Origin of the sequence: Thermococcus sp. (assembly GCF_027023865.1) — an archaeon.
In the GTDB taxonomy this organism is placed as follows: Archaea; Methanobacteriota_B; Thermococci; order Thermococcales; family Thermococcaceae; genus Thermococcus.
On sequence record NZ_JALVUC010000010.1, the window covers coordinates 1 to 16,852 of the forward strand.

Annotated in this window: 24 protein-coding genes, 5 tRNA genes and 2 pseudogenes; 23 read left to right on the forward strand and 8 right to left on the reverse strand. The window is 53.3% G+C overall.

Going from position 1 to position 16,852, the window contains the following annotated elements:
* The 17 genes from MV421_RS02370 to MV421_RS02450 all read left to right on the forward strand — a co-directional run.
* On the forward strand, positions 1–342 hold a 342-nt coding region (locus MV421_RS02370; protein ID WP_297419969.1), incomplete at its 5' end, for a methyltransferase.
* A tRNA-Ser gene (locus tag MV421_RS02375) sits at positions 328–414 on the forward strand. The genes MV421_RS02370 and MV421_RS02375, both read left to right, overlap by 15 nt.
* A gap of 35 nt (positions 415–449) precedes the next feature.
* Positions 450–899: a 30S ribosomal protein S13 gene (locus MV421_RS02380; RefSeq protein ID WP_297419972.1), complete on the forward strand. Its 450-nt coding sequence runs from the start codon at positions 450–452 to the stop codon at positions 897–899.
* Positions 900–909: 10 nt separating this feature from the next.
* On the forward strand, positions 910–1,452 hold the full coding sequence (locus MV421_RS02385; RefSeq protein ID WP_297419974.1) for a 30S ribosomal protein S4: 543 nt from the start codon (positions 910–912) through the stop codon (positions 1,450–1,452).
* Positions 1,449–1,868, forward strand: coding sequence for a 30S ribosomal protein S11 (locus MV421_RS02390; protein WP_297419978.1), 420 nt, complete (start codon positions 1,449–1,451; stop codon positions 1,866–1,868). The genes MV421_RS02385 and MV421_RS02390 overlap by 4 nt, the downstream gene beginning before the upstream one ends.
* Before the next feature lie 30 nt (positions 1,869–1,898).
* Positions 1,899–2,681 carry a DNA-directed RNA polymerase subunit D gene (locus MV421_RS02395; RefSeq protein ID WP_297420041.1) on the forward strand — a complete coding sequence of 261 codons (783 nt, stop codon included), beginning with the start codon at positions 1,899–1,901 and terminating at the stop codon, positions 2,679–2,681.
* A 1-nt stretch (position 2,682) separates the two neighbouring features.
* A tRNA-Leu gene (locus MV421_RS02400) sits at positions 2,683–2,770 on the forward strand.
* A 62-nt stretch (positions 2,771–2,832) separates the two neighbouring features.
* Entirely contained in the window at positions 2,833–3,198 is a 366-nt protein-coding gene (locus MV421_RS02405; RefSeq protein WP_297420044.1) for a 50S ribosomal protein L18e, read from the forward strand.
* Between the two features lie 6 nt (positions 3,199–3,204).
* A complete protein-coding gene (gene rplM / locus MV421_RS02410) occupies positions 3,205–3,633 on the forward strand; it encodes a 50S ribosomal protein L13 (protein ID WP_297419981.1) in 429 nt (142 codons plus the stop codon).
* 10 nt (positions 3,634–3,643) lie between these two features.
* Positions 3,644–4,051 (forward strand): 30S ribosomal protein S9, encoded by a 408-nt coding sequence (locus MV421_RS02415; RefSeq protein ID WP_297419985.1) that lies wholly within the window; start codon positions 3,644–3,646, stop codon positions 4,049–4,051.
* A 34-nt stretch (positions 4,052–4,085) separates the two neighbouring features.
* Positions 4,086–4,283, forward strand: coding sequence for a DNA-directed RNA polymerase subunit N (locus MV421_RS02420; protein WP_297419988.1), 198 nt, complete (start codon positions 4,086–4,088; stop codon positions 4,281–4,283).
* 17 nt (positions 4,284–4,300) lie between these two features.
* Positions 4,301–4,378: transfer RNA gene (locus tag MV421_RS02425), tRNA-Pro, on the forward strand.
* 42 nt (positions 4,379–4,420) lie between these two features.
* The gene (locus MV421_RS02430) at positions 4,421–4,594 is read left to right on the forward strand and encodes a DNA-directed RNA polymerase subunit K (protein ID WP_297420047.1); all 174 of its coding nucleotides are present in this window, start codon (positions 4,421–4,423) and stop codon (positions 4,592–4,594) included.
* 6 nt (positions 4,595–4,600) lie between these two features.
* Positions 4,601–5,632 carry a hypothetical protein gene (locus tag MV421_RS02435; RefSeq protein WP_297419991.1) on the forward strand — a complete coding sequence of 344 codons (1,032 nt, stop codon included), beginning with the start codon at positions 4,601–4,603 and terminating at the stop codon, positions 5,630–5,632.
* A gap of 13 nt (positions 5,633–5,645) precedes the next feature.
* Complete coding sequence (rpsB, locus tag MV421_RS02440) at positions 5,646–6,251, forward strand: 30S ribosomal protein S2 (RefSeq protein ID WP_297419995.1); 606 nt, start codon at positions 5,646–5,648, stop codon at positions 6,249–6,251.
* A 40-nt stretch (positions 6,252–6,291) separates the two neighbouring features.
* Positions 6,292–6,379, forward strand: a tRNA-Leu gene (locus MV421_RS02445).
* Positions 6,380–6,437: 58 nt separating this feature from the next.
* On the forward strand, positions 6,438–6,596 hold the full coding sequence (locus tag MV421_RS02450; protein ID WP_297419998.1) for a 50S ribosomal protein L40e: 159 nt from the start codon (positions 6,438–6,440) through the stop codon (positions 6,594–6,596).
* Positions 6,597–6,660: 64 nt separating this feature from the next.
* Here the strand turns inward: MV421_RS02450 and MV421_RS02455 are convergent, their stop codons facing one another.
* The gene (locus MV421_RS02455; protein ID WP_297420001.1) at positions 6,661–6,990 is read right to left on the reverse strand and encodes a PadR family transcriptional regulator; all 330 of its coding nucleotides are present in this window, start codon (positions 6,988–6,990) and stop codon (positions 6,661–6,663) included.
* Between the two features lie 106 nt (positions 6,991–7,096).
* On the opposite strand from MV421_RS02455, the gene MV421_RS02460 reads away from it, so the two are divergent.
* Together MV421_RS02460 and MV421_RS02465 are read left to right on the forward strand one after the other, a co-directional pair.
* Positions 7,097–7,396, forward strand: a complete 300-nt coding sequence (locus MV421_RS02460; protein WP_297420005.1) for an FUN14 domain-containing protein — start codon at positions 7,097–7,099, stop codon at positions 7,394–7,396.
* Between the two features lie 24 nt (positions 7,397–7,420).
* Positions 7,421–8,725, forward strand: coding sequence for an MATE family efflux transporter (locus MV421_RS02465; RefSeq protein ID WP_297420008.1), 1,305 nt, complete (start codon positions 7,421–7,423; stop codon positions 8,723–8,725).
* A gap of 27 nt (positions 8,726–8,752) precedes the next feature.
* Here the strand turns inward: MV421_RS02465 and MV421_RS02470 are convergent.
* Positions 8,753–8,830 (reverse strand) — tRNA-Pro (locus tag MV421_RS02470).
* A 73-nt stretch (positions 8,831–8,903) separates the two neighbouring features.
* Here MV421_RS02470 and MV421_RS02475 point away from each other — a divergent pair.
* Genes MV421_RS02475 through MV421_RS02490 form a run of 4 tightly spaced genes read left to right on the forward strand, consistent with a single transcriptional unit; the run spans position 8,904 to position 12,898 of the window.
* Positions 8,904–9,962, forward strand: a complete 1,059-nt coding sequence (locus MV421_RS02475) for a glycosyltransferase family 2 protein (protein WP_297420011.1) — start codon at positions 8,904–8,906, stop codon at positions 9,960–9,962.
* 49 nt (positions 9,963–10,011) lie between these two features.
* On the forward strand, positions 10,012–10,728 hold the full coding sequence (locus tag MV421_RS02480) for an ATPase domain-containing protein (RefSeq protein ID WP_297420014.1): 717 nt from the start codon (positions 10,012–10,014) through the stop codon (positions 10,726–10,728).
* 9 nt (positions 10,729–10,737) lie between these two features.
* Complete coding sequence (locus tag MV421_RS02485; RefSeq protein ID WP_297420017.1) at positions 10,738–11,160, forward strand: hypothetical protein; 423 nt, start codon at positions 10,738–10,740, stop codon at positions 11,158–11,160.
* Between the two features lie 46 nt (positions 11,161–11,206).
* Positions 11,207–12,898: a DUF4910 domain-containing protein gene (locus MV421_RS02490; protein ID WP_297420020.1), complete on the forward strand. Its 1,692-nt coding sequence runs from the start codon at positions 11,207–11,209 to the stop codon at positions 12,896–12,898.
* On the opposite strand, the gene MV421_RS02495 is transcribed toward MV421_RS02490, so the two are convergent.
* The 6 genes and pseudogenes from MV421_RS02495 to MV421_RS02520 form a co-directional block, all read right to left on the reverse strand.
* Positions 12,884–13,222 (reverse strand): transcriptional regulator, encoded by a 339-nt coding sequence (locus MV421_RS02495; RefSeq protein WP_297420023.1) that lies wholly within the window; start codon positions 13,220–13,222, stop codon positions 12,884–12,886. The two genes, MV421_RS02490 and MV421_RS02495, sit on opposite strands and share 15 nt — an antisense overlap.
* Before the next feature lie 71 nt (positions 13,223–13,293).
* A complete protein-coding gene (locus tag MV421_RS02500) occupies positions 13,294–14,205 on the reverse strand; it encodes a TrkH family potassium uptake protein (protein ID WP_297503565.1) in 912 nt (303 codons plus the stop codon).
* 115 nt (positions 14,206–14,320) lie between these two features.
* A pseudogene (locus tag MV421_RS11020) lies at positions 14,321–14,770 on the reverse strand (potassium transporter TrkG); the annotation flags it as partial.
* Entirely contained in the window at positions 14,767–15,597 is an 831-nt protein-coding gene (locus MV421_RS02510; RefSeq protein WP_366938869.1) for an NAD-binding protein, read from the reverse strand. The pseudogene MV421_RS11020 and the gene MV421_RS02510, both read right to left, overlap by 4 nt.
* A gap of 12 nt (positions 15,598–15,609) precedes the next feature.
* A pseudogene (locus MV421_RS02515) lies at positions 15,610–15,900 on the reverse strand (NAD-binding protein); the annotation flags it as partial.
* Between the two features lie 52 nt (positions 15,901–15,952).
* Positions 15,953–16,630 carry a metallophosphoesterase gene (locus tag MV421_RS02520; RefSeq protein WP_297420029.1) on the reverse strand — a complete coding sequence of 226 codons (678 nt, stop codon included), beginning with the start codon at positions 16,628–16,630 and terminating at the stop codon, positions 15,953–15,955.
* Positions 16,631–16,852: the final 222 nt, after the last annotated feature.

The window sequence follows — 16,852 nt, forward strand, 5'->3', positions numbered from 1 at the left end:
ATGACCGACGTCAACAGGCGCGCTGTCAAAATCGCGAGGAAAAATTTAAAAATCAACGGCGTTAGAAACGCCGAGGTTAGATGGGGGAGCCTCTACGGGCCGGTTAGGGGCGAAAAATTCGATACCATCATTACTAACCCCCCGGTGCACGCCGGAAAGGATGTCCTGAGGGAAATAGTTATAAACGCTCCCCGGCATCTCAACGATGGAGGCCTCCTGCAGCTCGTTATCAAGACAAAGCAGGGGGCAAAGTATATTAAGGCTCTAATGGATGACCACTTCACTGAAGTGAGAGAACTGGCTAAGGGATCTGGCTATCGCGTGTATGCCGGGATCGCCTAGCCTGGGATGGCGCGGGCCTTGAGAGCCCGTGTCCACTTGGACACCGGGGTTCAAATCCCCGTCCCGGCGCCAAAATCCTCTAAGAAGGATGTGGAGGTGTATTCGCAATGACCGAGAATTTCAGACACATCGTCCGTGTGGCGGGTGTTGACCTTAAGGGAGATAAGCAGCTGAGATGGGCCCTCACGGGCATTAGGGGTATAGGAATAAACTTCGCCACGATGGTGCTCAGAGTCGCTGGCATAGACCCGTATATGAAGACTGGCTACCTGACTGACGAGCAGGTTAAGACAATAGAGAAAATCCTCGGGGACCCAGTTGCCCACGGTATTCCTGCTTGGGCAGTCAACAGACCGAAGGACTACGGAACCGGTAAGGACATGCACTTTACTACCGCCAAGCTTGCCATGGCTTGGCGTGAGGATGTCAACAGGCTGAGGAGGATAAAGTCCTACCGTGGCATAAGGCTCGAGCGCGGTCTGCCCGTTCGCGGCCAGAGGACGAGGTCGAACTTCAGGCACGGTAGTACACTCGGTGTCAGCAGAAGGAAGAAGTGAGGTGATGTAAATGGGAGACCCCAAGAGACAGAGAAAGATGTATGAGACTCCATCTCACCCGTGGATCAAGGAGAGGCTCGACCGTGAGAGAGTCCTCATGAAGAAGTATGCCCTCAAGAACAAGAAGGAGCTCTGGAGACACGAGACCCAGCTCAAGGAGTTCAGGAGAAGGGCTAGGAGACTCCTCGCCGCCCGTGGAAAGCAAGCTGAGATTGAGAGAGATCAGCTACTTCAGAGGCTCAGCAGACTTGGCCTCCTTCCTGCAGATGCGATGCTTGATGACGTTCTCTCGCTTGCCCTTGAGGACGTCCTTGATAGACGCCTCCAGACGATAGTCTTCAAGAGGGGCCTTGCTAGGACCATCGGGCAGGCTAGGCAGCTCATCGTCCATGGCCACATTGAGGTAAACGGTCAGGTTATCCGCTCTCCAGGTTATCTTGTCCTCAAAGAGGAGGAAGGGGTCATAACCTACTCGAGAAACTCTCCCTTTGCCAAGGAGAGCCACCCCGAGAGGATGGTTATTGAACAGGCCAAACAGGGTGGTGAAGCATGAGTGAGGAAGTTCAGCAGGTTAACCTCAAAAGGAAGGAGAAGTGGGGAGTTGCCCACATCTACTCCTCCTACAACAACACCGTCATCCACATCACCGACCTCACCGGGGCCGAGACGGTCAGCAGGTGGAGTGGTGGTATGGTAGTCAAGGCTGATAGGGACGAGCCTTCCCCATACGCGGCTATGATAGCCGCCAGGAGGGCCGCTGAGGAGGCCATGGAGAAGGGCTTTACCGGCGTTCACATCAAGGTTCGCGCCCCAGGAGGAAGCAAGAGCAAAAGTCCCGGTCCGGGTGCTCAGGCCGCAATACGTGCCCTCGCCAGGGCGGGCCTCAGGATAGGAAGGGTTGAAGATGCCACTCCCATTCCGCACGACGGTACCAGACCGAAGGGCGGGAGAAGGGGCAGGCGTGTCTGACCCCTTAAAACCTCTTTTTTGGTGATGCCTATGGAGCCAAAATTCCGGATTCTTGAGAGAAGAGATGACTCGATTAAGTTCATCGTCGAGGGCATCGACGTTCCCTTTGCCAACGCCCTCAGGAGAACCATCCTCGCAGACGTTCCTACCTTTGCCGTTGACGAGGTCGAGTTCTTTGAGAACGGTTCTGCTCTCTTCGATGAGATAATCGCCCACAGGATAGGAATGATTCCACTCACCACTCCCATTGAGAGGTTTTCGCTTGATGCACTTGAACTCGATGATTACATCGTTACCCTCTCTCTGGAGGTTGAGGGTCCTGGGATGGTGTACTCCGGCGACTTGAAGAGCAGCGATGCAGGTGTAAGGCCAGCCAATGAGGACATCCCGATAGTAAAGCTCGCCGAGGGACAGAAGCTTACACTCAACGCCTACGCAAAGCTCGGCCGAGGAAAAGATCACGCCAAGTGGCAGCCCGGCTTCGTATACTACAAATACCTCACGGAGATACACGTGAGCAAGGAAGTTCCGGGCTGGGAGGAACTCAAGGTCCTCGCCGAAAGACGCGGTCTGCCAATTGAGGAAACCGGAGAGGAGTTGGTCGTAACTACCACCAAGGCCTTCTACCTGCCGGGGAAGTTTGACGAGTACACCGGTGATAAGATACGTGAAGAGGTAATCCCCGGTTCGTTCGTCTTTACCGTGGAAACCAATGGTGAACTTCCCGTTGAGGAAATAGTGACCACAGCCCTTAAAATCCTTATGAGAAAGAGCGATAGATTTATAAACGAGCTTCATAAACTAGCCGACTGACGCGGGGGTAGCCGAGCCTGGCCAAAGGCGCGGGATTCAGGGTCCCGTCCCGTAGGGGTTCCGGGGTTCGAATCCCCGCCCCCGCACCAGTATTTACGCTCACCCCGTTAAACTGTCGGTTTCCCTGCGAGAGCTTTAAGGAGGTATGTTCATGGTTAAGAGAACCGGACCCACTGACATCAACCTGAGGAGGCTCATCCGCTACCTCAGAAAGAAGTCGAACGAGGAGGGCGTCAAGATATGGAAGGACATAGCCTGGCGCCTTGAGAGACCTAGGAGGCAGAGGGCTGAAGTAAACGTCAGCAAGATCAACCGCTACACCAAGGAGGGAGACACCATCATCGTTCCAGGAAGCGTCCTTGGTGCGGGCAAGCTCGAGCACAAGGCCACCGTTGCCGCTTGGAAGTTCAGTGAGACAGCCAAGAGAAAGATATTAGATGCCGGTGGAGAGGTCCTCACCATTGAGGAGCTCATCGAGAGAAATCCCAAGGGTATTGGAGTAGTTATAATGGAGTGATGGGCCATGAGGATTATCAATGCTGAAGGACTTATCCTTGGAAGGCTCGCCTCGAAGGTCGCCAAGATGCTCCTCGAGGGCGAGGAGATAGTCATAGTCAACGCTGACAAGGCCATCATCACCGGCAACAGGGAGGACATCTTTGCCAAGTACAAGCAAAGGACCGGACTTAAGACTAGGAGCAATCCAAGAAGGGGGCCGTTCTATCCAAAGAGGAGCGACGAGATAGTCAGAAGAACCATTAGGGGAATGCTTCCTTGGAAGACCGACCGTGGCAGGAAGGCCTACAGGAGGCTTAAGGTCTACGCGGGAATCCCAAGGGAGTTCCAGGATGGAGCGTTCGAGACGATAATTGAGGCAGATGCCTCGCGGATTGCTACCCCTAAGTACGTCACCGTTGGAGAGATTGCCAAGTTCCTCGGTGGAAAGTTCTGAGGTGAGAAAGATGAGGGTCATCCAGACTGCTGGTAAGAGAAAGACGGCCATCGCGAGGGCCACCATCCGAGAAGGAAAGGGTAGGATAAGGATCAACCACAGGCCGGTTGAGGTAATCGAGCCAGAAATTGCTCGCTTCACCATTATGGAGCCGCTCGTCCTTGCCGGCGAGGAGATTGTGGGCAAGGTTGACATCGACGTAAGCGTTGAAGGCGGCGGCTTCATGGGGCAGGCCGAGGCCGCGCGCGTTGCCATAGCTAGGGCTTTAGTTGAGTGGACCAACGACATGAACCTGAAGGAAAAGTTTATGAAGTACGACAGAACCATGCTCGTTGGGGACAGCAGGAGAACCGAGCCCCATAAGCCCAACCGCTCAACCAAGGGTCCCAGGGCCAAGAGGCAGAAGTCATACCGCTGATGCCTTTCCTTTAATATTGAAAGGGGTGATACGGGTGATAGTCCCCGTCAGGTGCTTTACCTGTGGAAGGGTTATAGGAGACAAATACTACGAGTTTAAGGCTAGGGTCGAGAAGGGTGAGGACCCTGAGAAGGTGCTCGACGACCTCGGCGTTGAGAGGTACTGTTGCAGGAGAACCCTGCTGAGCCATGTCGAGCTGATTGACCAGGTAATGTCGTACAGGGTGTACTGAAAAACCGCATTTCTTGGGGGGCCGTGGGGTAGCTTGGTCTATCCTCTCGGCTTGGGGTGCCGGAGACCCGGGTTCAAATCCCGGCGGCCCCACCAAAATTTGCACTGGTTTCCTGAAAGTTAGTGGGGGTGGTGGCAGTGTTTGAGTATACCCGCTTTGAAAAGGCCCGCATTATAGGGGCTAGGGCACTCCAGATAGCGATGGGAGCGCCAGCCCTCATAGACGTCCCGGAAGGGATCACGCCGCTTGAAGCTGCTCTGCTCGAGTTCAGGAAGGGTATAATACCTCTCACCGTAATAAGGCCGAGCTGATGTGAGATGACGGTGATAGCGAACGTTGTCGGCAGGGTTGCAGTGCTCAGGGGTAGCAGATACTCCGTTGAGGTGGATGTCCTGACAAACTCGGGCTTCGGTCGTTTTGCTTCACCCGTAGATGAGAGCCCGAGCCTCTACATAGCGGAGGCTCATAGGGCCGTCAGCGAGGTTGACGAGATAATCGGTCCCGAGCTTATAGGCCTCGACGCGAGCGAGCAGGAGCTTATAGACAGTTATCTCTGGGAGATAGATGGCACAGATGACTTCAGCCACATTGGGGCAAACACCGCTCTTGCCGTTTCGGTGGCCGTTGCGAAGGCCGCCGCAGGTGTGAGGAAATCTCCACTTTACAGCTACCTCGGTGGAACGTTCACGACAGAGCTTCCTGTGCCGATACTTGAGGTTGCCAGTGGGGATGACTTTGATTACTACGTTACCGTCCGTGACCTCATGGAGATTACGGATATAGTTGATGCAGCCATAAAAGTCAGCGAAAACGTGGTTGCTCCTGATATGGGCGTTGAAGCACTATCCAAATCGACTGAGAGGGCATCCAACGAGCTGGGTCTTGATGTTGCGCTCGGCCTTGCCCAAAAGAGACCTCTCGAAACCGAGGAAGTGCTCTCCCTTGTGGAGGACAACAATATAGCCTATATAAAACCCCTCGGCGACGAGGAGCTGTTCCTTGAACTAATCGCGGGAACCCATGAGGTGTTCATAGACGGCGAATACCTCTTCCGTGAGAAGGGCATCCTCGACAGGCGCTACTTCAACGCGCTTTCCATAAAACCCATAAACCTTGGCACTCTCACCGACTTATACAATCTCGTAAACGACGCGAAGTCGGAGAGGATTGTTCCTATCCTCTCGGAGGCTCGCTACGAGTCCTCCGATGAGGCCCTGGCTCACGTTGCGGTGGGCCTCCGCTGTCCGGCGATGGTCTTCCGGAAGGACTCCATCGCCAAGCTCAACGAGCTGATAAGAATCGCCGAAGATTTGGGCGAAAGGGGAAGGATAATAACCTTTGAAGGATGAGGAGGTGTAAAGAATGGAGGAATACCTTGTTCCACTCGACCAGTACCTTGCAGCGGGTGTCCATATAGGCACCCAGCAGAAAACCCAGGACATGAAGAAGTTTATCTACCGTGTCAGGCAGGACGGCCTCTACGTCCTCGACGTGAGGAAGACCGATGAGAGGCTTAGGGTCGCCGGCAGATTCCTCGCCAGGTTTGACCCAGAGAACATCCTAGCCGTGAGTGTCAGGCTCTACGGTCAGAAGCCCGTCAAGAAGTTCGGTGAGGTCACCGGTGCCCGCGCCATACCGGGCCGTTTCCTCCCGGGAACCATGACTAACCCCCAGGTTAAGAAGTTCGTTGAACCTGACGTTCTCATCGTCACCGATCCGAGGGCGGACCACCAGGCCATGAAGGAGGCCATCGAGATTGGCATCCCAATAGTTGCCCTAGTTGACACCGAGAACTTCCTGAGCTACGTTGACCTTGCCATCCCCACCAACAACAAGGGAAGGAAAGCTTTGGCTCTTATCTACTGGATCCTCGCGAGGGAGGTCCTTTACAACAGGAAGGGGATCGGGAGCAGGGAGGACTTCAAGGTTCCGGTTGAGGACTTTGAGATGAGGATCATTAGGACTTGAGGGGGAAGCTTTTTAATTCCCCCTTCTTACTCTGGCTCACGCGGGGGTGCCCGAGCCTGGCCAAAGGGGGCGGACTTAAGATCCGTTGCCGAAGGGCTACGCGGGTTCAAATCCCGTCCCCCGCACCAAAGGTTTAAAAGCCGTCCCGTGTAGGTGTGGACGGTTCAATGTCACGAGGTGATCATGATGGCGAGATTCCCTGAGGCTGAGGCCAGAATCTTCAGGAAGTACGTTTGCATGCGCTGCGGCGCCACCAATCCGTGGAAGGCCAAGAAGTGCAGGAAGTGCGGCTACAAGGGCCTTCGCCCGAAGGCAAAGGAACCGCGCGGTGGAATGGGACGCTGAGATTGTTCAGCTTTGCGTCTATTCCTTCTTTTCAGTGTTTTGAATTCTAAAATACTCAAGGTTGTCATTCGCCTTTCAGCTTGGAGACCATTTCCTCGAGGAACTTAACACCCTCTTGAAGGAGTTTTTCCCCTTCCGGCGTGAGGATGTAGTACTTCCTTGAGGGCTTCCCAGTGTGACTCTCTTGCCATTCCGCAGTCACATAGCCCTCTTTCTCAAGCTTGTACAGAACGACATAGGAGCTAACGGTGGCAGGTTCAAACTCAAACGCCTCCCTTATCCTCTCCTTAAGCTCGTAGGCGTACATTGGCCTCTCCTTTAGAAGCCTCAGAATGTAAAGCCACAGTACTTCCTTGGTTATCTTGTTCCGGAGCCTCTCCATAGGGGTCGTCATGCTCTCACCCTGTTTTACAATCTGGAAATATTTTGCGTTTGTTTAATTTAAACGTTTTGGCGATAAGGTTTTATCTTCCGAGGTCTAGTTTTTCCTAGGTGATGGGATGCAGTTCGACGTTAACACCATGATGGGCGACGTGGGTGTAGGTGCGGTGGTGGGCTTTGTTACTGGCTACGCCATAAAGAAGGTGATGAAGCTGACGCTGGCTCTCATTGGAGCCTACGTTGCAAGCCTCTTCTGGCTCCAGCAGAAGGGAGTTATAGTGATAGACAAGGATAAGCTCTTTAACCTCGTTGGGCAGTGGAGTCAGGAGATACTAACAGCAGGAGAGAAGGTAATAGGCCTCCTCCCTGGGACGACGGCTTTCCTTGGCGGGTTCATCCTTGGCTTCCACAAAGGTTAAATTTCCTTCCCCGCTTCATTTTGCATGAGCTATGAGAGGAAGGTTCTGGTTCATCATTCCCTTGCTTCCATAGTTGCCCTTGGAATTACTGGGCTTGCCAGGCTTCTCTATAGTGTTATCATAGCTCGCAGGTTCGGCGTTGAAACTCTTGGCCTTGCCAACGCCCTTATCTCCCAAGCATTCTTCCTTGCAATTCCCCTCAGTTTCTTTGCAGTTGCCGTTAGTAAGTACTCCGCAGAGTTTCTGGGCAGAAATAGTGGGGAATCCATCAGGGCTATCACCCTTCCCGCGTTCCTCCTCCCCTTCGCCGGTTTGATACTCCTTCCATTCAACGTTTACATTGCTATGCTGGCGGTGTTCAGAGGGGTACAACTTACCCTCAGGGGCTTTCTCTATGGAATTCACCGGGGGGAGCACTATGCGTATATAATATCCCTTGCCTTTCTCGGCTTTTTGGTGGGTTTTCTTCTGCCGAACGCCCTAGCACCTTACATCCTCTTCCTCGGGATTATATCCGCCCTAGCGTGGGCTTACCTTCTCCGCTTTCGGCTCATCAGCCGCCCTCGCGGGAAGGAGCTTCGGCTCATAACATCCTACTCTACTTTTGCGTTCCTCGGCACTCTTTCGGGTGTTTTTCTCATCCAGGGTCCTTACTTCATGAGCGAGCGACTCTCCAACGCTGAAGTTGCAGGAATGGTCTCCGCGGTTCTCTCCACGGTGTTTTTGCTTACATATCTTCCCCAGGTTCTTCAGTCTGCCATAATGCCCCTCTTTTCTTACAAGCATGGGAAGAACGAACGGGAGTACATAAGGCGCCTGGCGGATGAGAGTACCCTCTTTCTCATTCTTGTTACCTCTGCAACCGTTTTTGTCCTCATGCTCTTTGGTAGAGAGCTTCTCTCGCTCGTCTTTGACTTTAGAATAGGCCCCTCACTTTACATTGCCCTCATGGCGGTTGAGGTTTACATAGCCTACAACCCGAGCATAGTGGCCTTGAACTCCACGTCCTACGTTAAGCATGCCACCGCGGTTTCCCTCGCCGGCGCCAGCGTGGCTCTAATCTCGTGGTTTCTCCTCATACCTGCCTTTGGGGACGTTGGGGTCATGATTGGCCTGTTCCTAGCTTACGCCTCCATCTTGGTCGGCGTTGCGTGGCTGTCCAACAGGCTCCTACAGGTTTCCCCCAGGGTTTATGAACCTTTGGCAGTCTCCCTTCTCCTCCAGGTGGCGGTTTTCGTCTCAAAATCCGTGCTCCTCGCAGGTTTTATTGTGTTCCTCGTCTATGAGAGGAAAAACCTTTTGAGAATAATCTCATCCCTCGGGACTTGAATCCTCCGGAAAGCACACAGAATAGCCTGGTGGGGCCGCCGAGATTTGAACTCGGGTCCCCGGCTCCCGAAGCCGGAAGGATAGGCCAAGCTACCCCACGGCCCCACTATCCGGTGATAAGGGAATTCGCAGGACTTATAAAGTTTACGGATTTACTGGATGCGTTGGAGGGGGGAACGTGAGGGTTTCCATAGTGATACCAACGTACAACGAGAGGGACAACCTTGAAGAGCTGTTTGAGAGGATAAGCAACGCTATGAAAGGTTATGACTATGAAATCATCGTTGTGGACGATGATTCTCCTGATAGAACATGGGAGTTTGCCCAAAAGCTCTCGGAGAGGTACCCCGTGAAGGCCATTAGGCGGATGGACGAGAAGGGTCTCTCCTCTGCTGTAATTAGGGGCTTCAAAGAGGCCTCTGGAGATGTTTTCGTTGTCATGGATGCTGACCTTCAGCACCCGCCCGAAAAGATCCCCGAGCTGGTAGAGGCGATAGAGAAGGGAGCAGACATAGCGATAGCCAGCCGTTACATCCCCGGCGGGGCAGTCAAGAACTGGTACTGGTACAGGAAGCTTATCTCCAAGGGTGCGATAATGATAGGTCGGCTCGCCCTCCCAAAGATAAGGGACGTGAAAGATCCTGTTAGCGGATTCTTCGCCATCAAAATGGGGGTCGTTGATGGAATCGAGCTTAATCCGATAGGCTTCAAGATACTCATGGAGATACTCATAAAGGGACACTACAACAAGGTCGTCGAGGTACCCTTCACCTTTGGTCTCAGGAAGGCCGGCGAGAGCAAGCTGAGCGGGAAGACGATGGTTAAGTACCTGAAGCACGTTTACCGTCTTATGCACTGGGAGGGTGAGCTGGACAGGATAATCAAGTTCACTCTGGTCGGTCTCTCGGGGGTTTTTGTCAATGAGGGATTTCTCTGGGCTTTCGTTAATTTCCTAGGCTGGGGTAAGATACTCGCCAACATCCCGGCGACCGAGCTGGCCATCCTCAACAACTTCACTTGGAACGACCTCTGGACCTTCAAGGACCTCAAGAGAAAGCCCCCCTGGAGGCGGCTCCTTGACTACCACATTGCCGCACTGACAGGGGCGCTGGTTCAGTGGGTTCTCTATGCTGGCTTGGTCTCCCTTGATTTCAACTACCTGATCTCGAACCTAATAGGAATAGTGGTTTCCTTTGTCGTCCGTTTCCTCTTCAATAGGCACGTTACATGGGGGTAATCCGCACCGTTTAAATACTACCGCACCTTTATACGTTAGGGGTGAGAGGGTGTACGTTGGGGAGCTGCTCAAGAGCCTTGACAGGGTTTCGAGTGGGGTTCTAGGTCTCGATAACCTCTTGGGTGGTGGCTTCATTCCAGGAAGGATATATCTCATCGTCGGTCCCCCTGGAAGCGGAAAGACAACTATAGGCGTCCAGTTCCTCGTTGAAGGCGCAAAAAACGACGAGAAAGGCCTCTTTATCTCCTTATATGAGAACCCCACGATTATCACCCAGAACATGCTCCGCTACAATCTAGGACTCCTTGGCTACATCCAGTCGAAGAGGATCGTTTTCCATGACTTCGGTGAGGCCCTATTTAGTGCAGGTCGGAAGTTCACCTGGGATGAGGTTCTTGAGGCAATACTCGAGCTTATACAGCGAGAAGAGGGTATTAAGAGGGTCTACATCGACTCATTCAACTCCCTCGAATCGTCGGTCATTGACCCCGAGAACAAGAGGATGGCGATGGGCAGGTTCATGCGCAAGCTCCATGGTATTGATGTCACCGTTCTTTTCTCCTCGGAGATGCTAAGCTCCGAGAATTACACCGACGAGTACTATCTGTCGGATGGTGTTATCGTCCTCCACCACTTCATGCGCAACTTCCAGATGGTTCGTGCCCTTCAGGTCCTTAAGATGCACGGCGTTTCCCACGACAGCAACCTCAAGAGGATACGATTCACAGACGAGGGCCTGAGGGTCTATCAGGAGGCACCCTTCTGAGGTGGGATGATGGATAGAGGAGAGGTGAAAAAGCTGGTCAAAGAGGCCTACGAGTTCGGCTACTTCGTGGGCTACAAGGGGCACAGTGCCTGGGCTGAGTGGGTCAGGAACACACGGGAGAGGCTCTACTCTGAGGCCGAGGGGCTCGGTGTTTACGACGTCGTCAAAGCCGCATACAACAGAGGGCGCGAGGAAGGTGCCAAGAAGCGCGGGGAGGAGATACACTTTAGCCTCATCGAAAAGGGGACCGTCCGGGAGGAGAATCCGAAGCCCAAGTTCAAACAGGTGAAGGTTAAAACACCCCCTGAGGAGAAGCTTGAGGAGGAGTTCATCCGCTTCACCGAGAGCACGAAAATCCTTCTTCCTCCGGAGATACTGAGCTCCATAAAGAACCTCGAGATTCCGAAGATGCTCCGCCTCGACAGAAAGTAGTCCGATGGTCTTAAATAATCTCCACCCTAATCAAGCGGGGATCACCATGAGGAGATTTCTTGACAGTGCCAAAGTTTTGGATTCCACCAGGGTTCTACACTACATAGGTGAGATAAGCCAGTTCCACAGGATACAGGGTTCAAAGGATCTCGTTGGAGCCGTCCGTTTTATCCAGGAGGAGCTTAGCATCTGGGATCTTGACCCCGTTCTCCACAAGGAAACCTACGACGGAAAAACGGAGTACCTAACCTTCAAATCTCCGGTAGCTTGGGATCCGGTTGAGGGCTTCGTTGAGGTTCTTGGTGAGCGGCTCACTACATCACTCACCCCCCTCGTTGTGATGGCCCATTCCCAGTCCGGAGAGGCTGAGGGTGAAGTCCTCCACGTAACGCGGGAGTCCGACTGGAAAGACGCCGGGGGAAAAGTAGTTCTCGTTGAAAATGACTGGAGAAACGCCTACAGGAAAGCCAATGAAAGCGGTGCGATAGGTTTCATCGCCTACCGCCGCGACACTGGAGAACACGTTCCTTACATCGGACTTTTCCTGACCGAGAAAGACCTAGAGTGGGCACATTTACCAGCGGTGGCTGTCCCGGAGACTCTCGCGGAGAGGATGATCGCGAAACTCTCCTCCGGAGAGTCTGTTACGGCCAGACTCGGGGTAGATGCAGAGCTTCACGAGCGCCAGACCCTCCCGGTGCTGTACGCTGAGGTTGGAAAGCCTCCGTTCATCCTCTTCACGGCTCACATCTGCCACCCCAAGCCTGGAGCCAACGACAATGCCTCCGGAAGCGCAATGCTCATGGAGCTTGCACGCGTCCTGGGAAACCTCCACAACGATTCTGACCGCTTCGGCTTTGCGTTCCTGTGGGTTCCTGAGTACTATGGAACTGCGGCCTTCATCGAGAGGCATGCTGACCTCAGAAATTACTACGCGGTGACAAACCTCGACATGGTGGCCGGCAGTCCAGACCGGAGTGGCTCAACAATAATGCTAGTTAGAACGCCCCTTTCAAGATTCTCAGTCGTTTCCGGCGTCCTTGAGTATTACCTTGCCCTCGCGAACGGGCGGGGGAGTGACCTGGCCGGAAACCCCACGCCTGCGGTTCCCTTCAGGGCCTACCCCTATGAGATGGGGAGCGACCACGACCTCTTCAATTTCTTCGGGGTTCCTTCGGTAATGCCCATCACCTGGCCGGACAGGTTCTACCACTCGAGCGGCGACACCATTGACAAAGTCAGTCTAAATGTTGCCTCCATCATCGGCAGGGCTGTTCTTGCGGCTTCACTCGCTCTCTCCCGTGCCAGTTCTGAGGAGCTGGAGCGCTTTGCAAGGGGCTACACGATGAAGTACCTCGGTGAACTTGCTATGGATACAGAAACTGAAGTGGCCGAGAGGCTCGTCATGACCGGTTTGGCCCGTGACGCTTCCTTCCTCGGCTTTAGGTTGGGGCATCCCTTTGAGGCTCATCCCTGGGTGGTATGGAGGAAGAAGGGGATCTTAACGGCTGACTTCATTAGAAGGAGAAAAGAAAGCCTCGCTGTGGACTACGAGCGCCTCACGCGCGAGAGAAAGGTTCTCACCCTGCTCCACGAGCTTCTCATGCTTGGAGAACTGCTTCCAAAGGGAGAATCCTTCAAGGCACTTTCTGAGGAGTACGGTCAGGTCGATGAGGGAAGGTTGGAGAGGTTAATTACCATTCTAGAAGAGGCTGGAGTCGTCTCAGTTCTTGGTTGAGTCAGCTCCAAGTTCCCTCTCCAGCTCATTTATCCTTTTTATTAGACTCCGTTTTATGTTCTCGAGCACTTCCCCGGGAGAGACCGCGGTGTATGTGTAGCCTAACCACCCCTGCTCAATTAGATCCCTCCTAAGTATGCCGCTCCTGTACATTCTGATGACGTGTTCCCTGACCGAACGCTCGCTTATCCCGAGCTCCCTCTGAATCTCGGTTATGCGCATAGGCTCCTTCTTTTCAAGAAGAAGGCGGTATATCATCAGCTCTGTCTTCTTGACTCCCAGTGAGCGCAGTAATGCCTCAAGTCTCTCATATACGTCGGTCATTCGTCTCACCCTGGATGAACTTCTTCGAACCCATGAAGAATGGACTTCATAGGTGTTAATAAGCCTTTTCATTACCATCTCCAGTAGCTCCTTGTAAAGAGCACAAAGGCGGTTACTATCTCAAGCCTGCCGAGCCACATCAGAAAGAACATCAGAATCCTCGTGGACGGGGGGAAGATGAGGTAGTTGGCCATAGGGCCGACGGCCCCGATCCCGGGTCCTATGTTTCCAAGGGTTGCGGCAACGGCACTCATCGAGTCGGCGAGCGTCAGGGTTGTCCCGTTGGTCGTCCCGTTGATGACGACGATGAGGGATGAGACGATGAAGATAACGAAATAGAGGATGATGAAGGCTAGCACGCCTCTAACAGAACGCTCGTCAACGGGCTTTCCACCCAACTTGATGGGTTTTACCGACGACGGATGAAAGGCTTGGATGAGCTCCCTCTTGAGGGCTTTAATTCCGATTATCCAGCGGACCACTTTTATAGACCCAGCTGTCGAGCCGCTCGAACCCCCGATGAACATAGCGAAGAAGAGCACTGCCTGTGCCGGGAGAACCCAGTTGGCGAAGTTCATCGTGGCGTATCCTGTGGTGGTTACTATTGATGTTACCTGAAAGAGGGCCTGCCTGAAAGCTGGAAGGAACGAAAAGCCATACTGCCTGTTGAGCATGGGGACAAGGAGGAGGGAGAGTGCAACGAGCACCGACATGTAAGCCCGGAACTCCTCGTTCCTGAGAATCCTGAAGTCACCCCTCAGAAGGTACCAGAAGAGCGCAAAGTTTGCTCCCGCGAGTATCATAAAGACTATGATAACCCATTGGGTCGCTGGCGAAAACGCCCCCGCTGAGGCCGCTAGGGGGGAGAATCCACCCGTGCTCATGGTTGTGAACGCGTGGACCAGTGCCATGTAGGCCGTCATCTTCGGAGCCAGTCCGATGTAGTGCAGTAGTGTCAGTATCCCGGTTTCCAGAAGGGTCAACCCTATGTAGATTGCCCAGAATATCCTCGCCGTCTGGCCTTATATGGGGGGTGAGCTTCTGGAGCTGCGGCCCGGGCGCTTCAAGGCTCATCAGTTCCGCTCCGCCGACGCTGAGCCTGGGGAGAATTGCTATGGCAAGGACGACTATGCCCATACCTCCGAGCCACTGGGTCAGCTGGCGCCAGAAGAGGATGGCCTGTGAGGGTTCACTGAAGTTGTTGAGAACCGTTGCTCCGGTCGTCGTAAAACCGCTCATGCTCTCAAAGAGTGCGTTTACAGGGTTCGCCAAGGAGCTCTTTCCCGAGATGATGTAGGGCAGCGCCCCCATGATCGCCACGGCGAGCCATGAGAGGGACACCAGTAGAAACGCCTCCTTTGTTCCCACCTCCGGGTTTCTATCGAGCATACGGAGGAGGAGGCCGAGAACAACGCTAATGAGCAGTGGTATCAGGAAGGGTTTCAGAGACGTTCCATCGTTTAGAGCCACAATCAGAGGCAGGACGAAGGCGAACCCAAGGAGTATTATTATTTCACCTAACAGGGCGAATACCGCTCGGATTCTCATATCTCCAGCTCTCCTAACATTTCGTTTTCAACGATGAGAATGGCAACGTCTCCCTTCTCCAATCTAGAGTTTGCCCCGGTGATTATTACCTCCCCGTTTCTTACGATTGGACCGAGGATTGCTCCCACTTCCTCCGGTGTTTTTCCTGCCAGTTTGTCCCCGACCTCTACGGCTAAGACAGTCACGCCCGGTATTCCGGAGACGATGCCGAGAATACGTTCACTCTTGATTCCAATGGTTATCCTCTCGGCGGTCTCGATCTCGGGGCTAACAACGAATACACCATTTTTCTCAAAGAGGTCGCTGAAAAACGCTTCGTGGACTATGGAGAACATCCTACTGACTCCGAACTTCATGGCCATGAGGCTCGCCAGAAGGTTGTCGCCGTCATCCCCGAGACATGCGACGCCCAAATCCGATAGGTTAAGTTCCTCTTCGTGCCATAACTCCGGATCAAAAACGTTTCCCTGAATGACTAGAGTAGAATTGAGCTTTTTCGAGGCGTATTCAACCTTTTTCCTGTCCTTCTCAACGAGCTTGACGTTGTATCCCTTGGTGGAGAGCATCTCTGCGAGCAGTATTCCCGTTTCACTCCCCCCCATTATCAGAACGTTCTTCGACTTCCTGGGTTTGTACGCTTTCTTTATCTCCCCGAGCGTTCCCACCACGAGCTTTCTTCCCTTGACCTCAACGTTCCATATGTTCCCTGGGGCTGAGAGAACCTCTCCCACGTAGAGGTCGCCGTACACCTTTCTCAAAAACCTTACCTCGGGGTACTCGACGACGTTTATTACGCTCCGTGCAACGAGCGGAACGGCACAGACCATTATGTCGACACCAAGAACCTCCCTCCCGCGCCCCCATACGTGCAGATAGTCCATGTTCTTGACGCGGGCAATGGTTTTTGGATTTGAGAGGGTCTTCGAGAGGGAGCAAACGATTATGTTAACGTTGTCGTTGTTGGTCGTGGCTATTACGTAGTCGGCCTCTCTTACACCTGCTCCTTCAAGTGTTTCCGGGAGTGTTGCGTCGCCTTCAACGGTTAGGACATCGAGAGAGTATTGGAGTTCCTCCACGAGCTTTCCATCTATGTCGACGACCGTGACGTCGTGCCTCCTTGAGAGATGCTCGGCGACTCGTCTTCAACCCTACCGGCACCAACCACTATTATCTTCTTCATTATTATCCCATTTCACTATGATGTGAGAACTTTAAAAGGTTGATGCTTCCGAGATGAATTCCCTCGGGCAGAAAAAGCTCTGCTGAGGGTGCATCCTTTAAAAACGGCACCATCCTGATTCCCTCACGCACGTCGAAACCCTCTATAAACGGGTTTATCGTGGGTAGTATCAGGAACCTACCCGCCCTGACGAAGACCTTAACCTTCCGCGAAACCCCTCCCCTCTTGAAGGTGTATGCCGGGTGTATGTGGCCAAGGTAAGCTTCGTTGAACTCTACCCTTGGAAGGGTGGTGTGCCCGTGAAGGAACAGGGTATCATCCAGAAGCAGGTAATCAGCAACCTCAACATTTCTAAACTTCTCCGCGACTTCCCCTATCCTTCCGTCGTGGTTGCCCTTGGTTATAGCCGTTGGGATCCCACGGAGGTCGGAGAAGAAGCCCATTAGGAGTCTCTTGATCATAAAGCTCAGTCCTATTGGTTCCTTTACGTCGCCAAGGATGATGAGAAGGTCGGGGTCTTCCTCTAATATGAACTCCGCCAGCCTCTCCTCGAAGTGCGTTCTCACCCTAAGTCCCCTGGAGAGCTCGAACCCTATGTGCGGATCGGCTATGAGAAGCGTCCTTCCGCGCGGTGTCTCCACGTTAAGGGAAAGCCTTTCAAACTCCTTAAAAAAATCCATGGAACCACCGGAAGAAACGGTAAAAAAGGAAGGGTGTCAGATCAAACCGCGCTCCTTCCTGCGCTGCCTCTTTAAGCGCCTGACCCTCTTCTTTATCCACTTCCACCTCATCCTTCCCTTCTTTTTCCACTTCCTAGGTCTGCGCTTCATGAGCATCACCCCTGAATTCCTCTCCAGCTTACCTTAAGGTGCCCCTTTTTAAGCTTTTTGCAGTGGGAGGGT

What these genes read in the sequence shown, in the direction of transcription:
- MV421_RS02380 (WP_297419972.1), top strand. Translation starts at nt 450, where the DNA reads ATGACCGAGAATTTCAGACACATCGTCCGTGTGGCGGGTGTTGACCTT.
- MV421_RS02385 (WP_297419974.1), top strand. Translation starts at nt 910, where the DNA reads ATGGGAGACCCCAAGAGACAGAGAAAGATGTATGAGACTCCATCTCAC.
- MV421_RS02390 (WP_297419978.1), top strand. Translation starts at nt 1,449, where the DNA reads ATGAGTGAGGAAGTTCAGCAGGTTAACCTCAAAAGGAAGGAGAAGTGG.
- MV421_RS02395 (WP_297420041.1), top strand. Translation starts at nt 1,899, where the DNA reads ATGGAGCCAAAATTCCGGATTCTTGAGAGAAGAGATGACTCGATTAAG.
- MV421_RS02405 (WP_297420044.1), top strand. Translation starts at nt 2,833, where the DNA reads ATGGTTAAGAGAACCGGACCCACTGACATCAACCTGAGGAGGCTCATC.
- rplM (WP_297419981.1), top strand. Translation starts at nt 3,205, where the DNA reads ATGAGGATTATCAATGCTGAAGGACTTATCCTTGGAAGGCTCGCCTCG.
- MV421_RS02415 (WP_297419985.1), top strand. Translation starts at nt 3,644, where the DNA reads ATGAGGGTCATCCAGACTGCTGGTAAGAGAAAGACGGCCATCGCGAGG.
- MV421_RS02435 (WP_297419991.1), top strand. Translation starts at nt 4,601, where the DNA reads ATGACGGTGATAGCGAACGTTGTCGGCAGGGTTGCAGTGCTCAGGGGT.
- rpsB (WP_297419995.1), top strand. Translation starts at nt 5,646, where the DNA reads ATGGAGGAATACCTTGTTCCACTCGACCAGTACCTTGCAGCGGGTGTC.
- MV421_RS02450 (WP_297419998.1), top strand. Translation starts at nt 6,438, where the DNA reads ATGGCGAGATTCCCTGAGGCTGAGGCCAGAATCTTCAGGAAGTACGTT.
- MV421_RS02455 (WP_297420001.1), bottom strand. Translation starts at nt 6,990, where the DNA reads ATGACGACCCCTATGGAGAGGCTCCGGAACAAGATAACCAAGGAAGTA.
- MV421_RS02460 (WP_297420005.1), top strand. Translation starts at nt 7,097, where the DNA reads ATGCAGTTCGACGTTAACACCATGATGGGCGACGTGGGTGTAGGTGCG.
- MV421_RS02465 (WP_297420008.1), top strand. Translation starts at nt 7,421, where the DNA reads ATGAGCTATGAGAGGAAGGTTCTGGTTCATCATTCCCTTGCTTCCATA.
- MV421_RS02485 (WP_297420017.1), top strand. Translation starts at nt 10,738, where the DNA reads ATGGATAGAGGAGAGGTGAAAAAGCTGGTCAAAGAGGCCTACGAGTTC.
- MV421_RS02490 (WP_297420020.1), top strand. Translation starts at nt 11,207, where the DNA reads ATGAGGAGATTTCTTGACAGTGCCAAAGTTTTGGATTCCACCAGGGTT.
- MV421_RS02495 (WP_297420023.1), bottom strand. Translation starts at nt 13,222, where the DNA reads ATGACCGACGTATATGAGAGACTTGAGGCATTACTGCGCTCACTGGGA.
- MV421_RS02510 (WP_366938869.1), bottom strand. Translation starts at nt 15,597, where the DNA reads ATGGTCTGTGCCGTTCCGCTCGTTGCACGGAGCGTAATAAACGTCGTC.
- MV421_RS02520 (WP_297420029.1), bottom strand. Translation starts at nt 16,630, where the DNA reads ATGGATTTTTTTAAGGAGTTTGAAAGGCTTTCCCTTAACGTGGAGACA.